General features: G+C 72.6%; 9 protein-coding genes. 5 read left to right on the top strand and 4 right to left on the bottom strand.

Annotation, left to right across the window (positions count from 1 at the left end):
- Nucleotides 1–798: ABC transporter ATP-binding protein (locus BHU15_RS36400; RefSeq protein WP_255293299.1), on the top strand; the 798-nt coding region annotated here is incomplete at its 5' end.
- Between the two features lie 10 nt (nt 799–808).
- Here BHU15_RS36400 and BHU15_RS36395 read toward each other — a convergent pair.
- Together BHU15_RS36395 and BHU15_RS36390 are read right to left on the bottom strand one after the other, a co-directional pair.
- Entirely contained in the window at nt 809–1,948 is a 1,140-nt protein-coding gene (locus tag BHU15_RS36395) for a hypothetical protein (RefSeq protein ID WP_069631000.1), read from the bottom strand.
- Nucleotides 1,941–2,939 carry an LLM class flavin-dependent oxidoreductase gene (locus BHU15_RS36390; RefSeq protein ID WP_023541575.1) on the bottom strand — a complete coding sequence of 333 codons (999 nt, stop codon included), beginning with the start codon at nt 2,937–2,939 and terminating at the stop codon, nt 1,941–1,943. Before BHU15_RS36390 ends, BHU15_RS36395 begins: the two co-directional genes overlap by 8 nt.
- A 112-nt stretch (nt 2,940–3,051) precedes the next feature.
- Between BHU15_RS36390 and BHU15_RS36385 the strand changes: the two genes are divergently transcribed.
- Together BHU15_RS36385 and BHU15_RS36380 are read left to right on the top strand one after the other, a co-directional pair.
- A complete protein-coding gene (locus BHU15_RS36385; protein ID WP_069630999.1) occupies nt 3,052–3,324 on the top strand; it encodes a helix-turn-helix transcriptional regulator in 273 nt (90 codons plus the stop codon).
- The gene (locus BHU15_RS36380) at nt 3,321–3,791 is read left to right on the top strand and encodes a hypothetical protein (protein ID WP_023541577.1); all 471 of its coding nucleotides are present in this window, start codon (nt 3,321–3,323) and stop codon (nt 3,789–3,791) included. Before BHU15_RS36385 ends, BHU15_RS36380 begins: the two co-directional genes overlap by 4 nt.
- 120 nt (nt 3,792–3,911) lie before the next feature.
- Here BHU15_RS36380 and BHU15_RS36375 read toward each other — a convergent pair whose 3' ends face one another.
- Together BHU15_RS36375 and BHU15_RS40645 are read right to left on the bottom strand one after the other, a co-directional pair.
- On the bottom strand, nt 3,912–4,091 hold the full coding sequence (locus BHU15_RS36375; protein ID WP_023541578.1) for an LxmA leader domain family RiPP: 180 nt from the start codon (nt 4,089–4,091) through the stop codon (nt 3,912–3,914).
- A gap of 73 nt (nt 4,092–4,164) precedes the next feature.
- Complete coding sequence (locus BHU15_RS40645; RefSeq protein ID WP_023541579.1) at nt 4,165–4,347, bottom strand: LxmA leader domain family RiPP; 183 nt, start codon at nt 4,345–4,347, stop codon at nt 4,165–4,167.
- Between the two features lie 198 nt (nt 4,348–4,545).
- Here BHU15_RS40645 and BHU15_RS36365 point away from each other — a divergent pair, with 198 nt between their 5' ends.
- Nucleotides 4,546–5,895: a M16 family metallopeptidase gene (locus BHU15_RS36365; protein WP_069631001.1), complete on the top strand. Its 1,350-nt coding sequence runs from the start codon at nt 4,546–4,548 to the stop codon at nt 5,893–5,895.
- Nucleotides 5,892–6,583 (top strand): M16 family metallopeptidase (locus BHU15_RS36360; protein WP_141726972.1); only part of this gene is annotated, 692 nt, incomplete at its 3' end. The genes BHU15_RS36365 and BHU15_RS36360, both read left to right, overlap by 4 nt.

Genomic DNA, 6,583 nt, shown 5'->3' with positions numbered 1-6,583 from the left:
GAGGCCGTCGTACTGACGAAGCCGCCCGTCCGGGAGGCCGTGGTCCAGGAGGCGCCCGTTCAGCAGGAGACCGCCCTCATGGGCATCAACCTCCGTATACCGGCGGGCCAGACGGTCGCCTTCGTCGGCGAGACGGGCGCGGGCAAGTCCACGCTCGTCAAGCTCGTCGCCCGCTTCTACGACCCGACGTCCGGGCGCGTCACGGCGGACGGCACCGACCTGCGCGACCTGGACATGACCGCCTACCGGCACCGGCTCGGCGTCGTACCGCAGGAGGCGTACCTCTTCGCCGGTACGGTGCGCGACGCCATCGCCTACGGCCGGCCGGGAGCCACCGACGCCGAGGTCGAGGCGGCGGCCCGCGCGGTCGGCGCGCACGAGATGATCGCCACGCTGGAGGGCGGCTATCTGCACGAGGTCGCCGAACGGGGCCGTAATCTCTCCGCCGGCCAGCGGCAGTTGATCGCCCTGGCCCGCGCCGAGCTGGTCGACCCGGACGTACTGCTCCTGGACGAGGCGACCGCCGCGCTCGACCTCGCCTCCGAGGCGCTGGTCAACCAGGCGACGGACCGGCTGTCGGGGCGGCGTACGACGCTGGTCGTCGCGCACCGGCTGACCACGGCGGCGCGCGCGGACCGGGTGGTCGTGATGGACCACGGCCGGGTCGTGGAGGACGGTACGCACGGTGAACTGCTCGCGCTGGGCGGCTCGTACGCGCGGCTGTGGCGCAGCTTCATCGGCGAGCGGGACCCCGAGGGGGAGCCGCGGGAGGAGCGCGCGACGGTCGCCGGGGCGTGAGCGCGGCGGCTCACCACCGGAGGGTGGGGGCGCCGTCCGCGTCGAGGGTCTCGGCCAGCAGGTCGGCGTAGCGGCGCAGGTCCTCGTGCCATCCTACGAAGGACGCGAAGTCCCGCATGTGGACGGCGAGTCGGAGGGTGGCGGCGCGGGCGGTGCCCGCAGGGAGCGCTTCCACGGCCGCGGCGACGTCCTCTTTACGGAGGTAGCCGGCTTCACGGAGGTACCCGGCCAGCAGGGCCCGTGCCGCGGCCGGATAGTCCACCGGCGGACCCTGACCGGCCGCGCCGAGACCGCGCGCGGCGGCGGAACGCAGCTCGTGCAGTTCGCCGAGGACCCAGCCGAGGTCGAGCGCCGGGTCGCCGCCCGTGACCTCCTCGCCGGTGAGCAGGACGCTGTGGTCACCGGCAGGGGAGGGGACCAGCCAGCCGGTGCTCGGCGCGCCGTGCAGCAGGACCGCTCCTCCCCTGCCGGGTGGTTCCTGGGCGGCCACGGCCCAGTCGGTCAGCCGGGTCCACAGGCGGGCCCCCAGCCGGTCGTGGGCCAGGGCGCGCAGCCGGGCGCCGTCCCCGTCGGGAGCGGTACCGGAGATCCATGCCAGGAGCCGCCCGACGCCGTGGTGCGGCGGCACGGGCTCCGCGAACTCCCACGGCACGTCGTGCAGTTGCCGCAGTGTCCGGCCCAGGTCCGCCAACGCCCGTACGGAGAGCCGGTAGGCGGTGTCGTCACCGGAGGGCAGCAGCCGGGCGACCGAGAGGGCGCCGGGCACGCGGTACACCACGCCGCCGCGCTCGCCGGACTCGGACGCCGCGGCCCGTTCACCGAGCGCGAGCCGGGCGCCGCGCCCCGCACCGGAGCCCGCGCCCGCGCCCGCACCGGAGCCCGCGCCTGAGCCCGCGTCGGCGACGGCGGCGTCCACCCGGCGCAGCGCCGCGCCGGCCGCGGGCGAGGGGGCCGTCTGCGGCCGGTCGTGGGCCGGGCCCGGGACGCGCAGCCAGCTGAACCGGGCGTCGCCGTGGTAGCGCACGCTGATCCGCAGATACCGGGTGCCGTACTCGCGTACGGTCACCGATCCGGCGGCCCCCGCGGGCCGTACCGCCGCGGGGACCGCCGGGGCCTCCGGGACCGGCGCGGCCTGCGGCCGGTCAGCCATGGCCGTCCCGCCGCCGGACCGCCTCGACGATCTCCCGGGCGTCCGTGAGCGCGGCGGCCTCGCCCTCCGTGAAGAGGACTCCGCCGCAGTTGAGGATCACCTCGTCCACCCCGGCGTCCCGGTACGTGCCGAGCACACCCGCGATGTGGTCGGCGGAGCCGTACACGTACGTCCCGCTGTCCACCAGGGCCCGGGCACCGGCCTGCGGGTCCGCCGGGTCCGCCGGGACTCCCGCCCGGCGCAGCATGTCCGTGTAGTGGTCGGCGGAGAGATGCCCGGCGGCGGCGGTGTGCGCCAGCACGTACGGGTCGCGCTTCGGGCGGTCGACGGCGACATGCACGACGGTCGCGACCCGGCAACGGGCGTCCCGGCCCTTGGCGCCCTCGTCCAGTGCGGGAACCAGGGTCTCGGCGACATAGCCGGGCGGCGTCATCCAGGTGATGGCGACATCGGCGACACCGCCCGCCGTGCGCGCCATGTTGGGCCGCAGCACGCCAACCCCGACCTCCACGCGCGGGTGTTCCATCGGCATCAGGCGTCCGCGCAGCGCGTGGTAGTCACCGGCGTGGTCGACGATCTCGCCGTCCAGCAGGGAGCGGACCGTCCGCAGATACTCGGCGGCCATCGTGCGCGGGCTGTCGTACGGCCGCCCGTTCAGGCTCCGTACGAAGGCGGGCGCGCCGACGCCGTAGCCGGCCACCACCGGATGACCCGTCGTCAGGGCCAGCGAACGGGCCTGGAGCGCCGCCTCGTACGGATGGCGCAGCGGCATCAGGGTCACGCTGGTGCCGACCGGGACGCGTACCCCCGCGCCGGCGAGATGCGCGAACACCTGGTGCGTCTCCACCTTGAGCGACTGGCCCATCCACACGCGGCGCGCGTCGCCGTCGCGCACCAGCTCGGCGTAGGGACGGACGGTCTCGGTGGTGTCCGGCATGCTCGGCACGAGGATGCTCGGCAGCGTGGACCGGTCGGAGGCGTCGGTGGTCACGAGGCAGCACACCTTCCCTGATAGCTGTGGCGGTTGTTCCGGCTGTGCGTGTTGCTGACTGTATCTGTTGTCATTCCTTGACGGAATGTTGTGTTTCCCTTACCTTCTTCGTATGAGCCCAGTGAGCCATCGCGAGGGATCGCCGATCTACAACCAGCTGAGAGTCCTGCGCGCGGAGCGCGGCCTCAGCAGGGTCGCGCTCGCCGACTCGGTGGAGGTCCACCCGCAGACGATCGGCGCCATCGAACGGGGTGACTACTTCCCGAGTCTCGATCTGGCGTTCCGCCTCAGCGACGTGTTCGGGCTTCCGGTCGAGGCGATCTTCAGTCGTAAGCCCTTCGTCCCGCTCTCCGCCCAGCTGTACAACAAGGAGGAACGCCCGTGACGCCGCAACAAGGTTCCGACGAGACGACGACGGTGGCCCGCGGCCCCCTGCGGCCGATGGCGATCGCGCTCGGCGCGCTCAGCGTGGTGATGGTGGTGCTGTCCCAGATCTCGGACGGCAACGCCTTCTCCGACTCCTGGTGGCTCGTGGCCTTCGTCGTCTGGCTGATGCTGTGGGGCATGCTCCGCTCGATGACCCGGGGCCTGGGCGAACGGCCGGTGGCCGGACTCGACGAGCGCGAGCAGGTCGTACGCAACCGGGTCGCGTTCATCGGATACCAGTGCGCGGTCGGCGCCGGCATGGTGGTCGTACTGGTCATGGTCGCCTTCCAGAACGAGCCCGACGTCATCGAACGGATTCCCGCGCTGCTCACCACGCTGATGCTGACCGCCTCGGCGCTGCCCTCGATCCTCCTGGGGCTGTCCGGCATGGACGGCGAGGAGAGCGAGAGCTTCCGGGACGAGTGAGACGGGTAACACGATGAGGCGGGTGCCCACCGATTGCGGCGGTGGGCACCCGCCCTTTTCGCGTCGTGCTCGTCGTGCGTCGTGCTCAGGGGGTTACGCGGTTGAGCGGGTTCGGCCGGTTCAGCAGGAGTGGTCGAACGTGTTGTCGATCGACACCGCCGAGATGGCGGACGCGGCCGAGATGCACGCGGCCGACGAGGTCGTGATGGTGACCGTCGCCGCCGGGGCGTCGACCGCCGGGACCAGCTCGTCGGCGTCGGCGTAGCTGGTGTAACCGCTGATCAGGGACTGGGTGTTCATGGCGACTCCTTGAGTCCTTGAGTGTGATTCGGACGATCTCGGACGATCTCGGACGATCCAGATGAACGACGGTTCAGCAGGAGTGGTCGAAGGTGTTGTCGATCGACACGGCCGAGATGGCGGACGCGGCGGAGATGCACGCCTGCGACGAGGTCACCGTGACGGTGATGGTGCCGCCCGGGGCGTCGACCGCGGGGACGAGCTCGTCGGCGTCGGCGTAGCTGGCGTAGCCGCTGATCAGGGACTGGGTGTTCATGGCAACTCCCTTGGACGTTTACGAGAATGAACGGTGGTGGCCGGATCGGCAATTGGAGAATCACGTACTCCGGCTGTGCCAGCACCATTCCGCCCCCGGCACCGCGCTGGCAATGGGGTTGACCGCTTTCGGACACTGGCCGCTTTCGGTCAACGAGCCCCGTTGAGGCCGTAGTTGACCCCGTCTATGCTCGCCGGGATGACCCGAAATCAACTGCGCCGCCTGGTATTGGACAACGGCCTGCGGGTGCTGCTCGCACCCAATCCGACCGGCGCGTCAATCGGTGTCGCCGTGCACTACGGAGTGGGTTTCCGGACCGAACCCGGCGGGCACACGGGCCTGGCCCATCTCTTCGAACATCTCATGGTCCAGGGCGGCCACGCCGCCCCACCCGGCGGATACCTGCCCCAGGTGCAGCGGGCCGGCGGCCTCGCGGACGCCAAGACCAGACAGGACCTGACGGTCTATTACGCCGCCGCTCCCGCCTCCGCGCTGGAAATGCTGCTCGGTCTCGAAGCGGACCGAATGCGTTCACCCCGTATTTCCCCGCGGAATCTGCGCACACAGACCGCGGTGATTGACGAAGAGATACGTCTCATGGTGCGCAATCGCCCCTACGGCGCTTTTCCCTGGGTGCTGCCACGCGCCCTGCACAGCCGCGCCGAAAACGCGCGGGACGGATACGGCGAGAGTGTCGATCTCGCGGCCCTTGACATCCCGCTGTGCGAGCGTTTTTTCCACGACCACTACAGCCCCGGAAATGCCCTCGTGACGCTGACCGGCGCGTTCGACCCGGACGAGGCCCAGCGTCTCGTCCGCCGGTACTTCGCACCCCTGCAAGGACGCCCGGTGGTGGCCGCGCCCGGCGCGCCCGAACCCGAACCCCGGGCGGAGGCACGGCTGTCGGTCACCGACCCGCACGCCGGGCTGCCCGCCGTGGCCGTCGGCTACCGGATGCCGGACCCCGTCACCGAACGCGCCGGCTACCTCGCGCACCTCGTCCTCGCCGCGCTGCTCGGGCAGGGCAGGCACGCGCTGCTGCGCCGGGGGCCGGCGGCGCCGGCCGGGGTGACGAGCCTGTCGGTGGGCTGCGGGCTGTTCGGACTGCCGCTGGACACGACGGGGCCCGATCTGCTGACGCTGTTCGCCGTCCACGGAAGCGGGCTGGGCGACGACGGCGCGGACGCGGACGGCGGGCGGGTCACGGACGCGCTCGACGCCGCACTGACGACACTCGCCGAGAACGAGATCGACCCAGGGCTGCTGCGCGCCACCACCGCCCGCTGGGCGTCCGGGGCCCTGCGCGAACTGGGCGACCCGAGCACCCGCGCCCAGCTCCTCGGCTCACGCGAAATGCTCTTCGGCGAGGCGGAGCTGACCGAACGGCTGCCGGAGCTGGTACGGGACCAGGTCACCGGCGAGCAGGTGAGCCGCGCCGCCGCCCGGCTGCGCGCCTCGCACCGGGCGGTCGTACGTTTCGTACCGCGTACGGCCGCCACCGCCGCAGCCGGCGCGACCGCCACCGCCCAGGGAAAGGCCGTGGCATGACAGCCTCGAACGACGGCGCGCGACTGCCCCTGCCCGACGTCGACACCACCCTCCCCAACGGGCTGCGCGTGGTGCTCTGTTCGGCCCCCGTCGTCCCCCTCGTCGAGGTCCGGCTCACCGTCCCGTACGCCACCACGGGGCCGGGCGAGGTCGCTCTGCGTCAACTCCTGGCCGGAATCCTGCTCCAGGGCACCGCACACCGCGACGCCGACGCCTTCGACAACGCCCTGGCCACGCACGGCGCGACGCTCGTCGCCGGGGCCGACGCCCGCAGATTCACCCTCACCGGCCACACCCTCGCCGACTCCCTGCCCGCCGTACTGGCCCTGCTGGCCGAGACGGTGCTCGGACCCCGGTTCACGGAGGACGTTCTCGCCCCCGAACGGACCAGGCTGGCGCGCCGTATCGAACTCGCCTCCCACCAGCCCGCGGCCGTCGCCCAGCGGGCGCTGCTGCGCCGGAGGTACGGCGACGAGGCCGCGGCCCGACTGGAACCGGCGCCCGAACTGGCCGCCGCCTGCACCCCCGAGGACCTGGCCGAGCTCCACGCGCGGCATCTGGGAGCGGCCGGCGCGGTGCTCGTCCTGGTCGGCGATCTGCGGCCCGGCGACGCGCTCGCGGCGGTCACCGACACGTTCGGGGCGTGGCGGACCGGGGCGGCCGGGGTACGTCGTCGGCCGCCCCGGTC

Origin of the sequence: Streptomyces niveus, from assembly GCF_001723055.1 — a bacterium.
GTDB lineage: Bacteria > Actinomycetota > Actinomycetes > Streptomycetales > Streptomycetaceae > Streptomyces > Streptomyces niveus.
The sequence above is the reverse complement of the archived record's forward strand: the minus strand, read 5'-3'. Positions and strand labels throughout refer to the sequence as shown.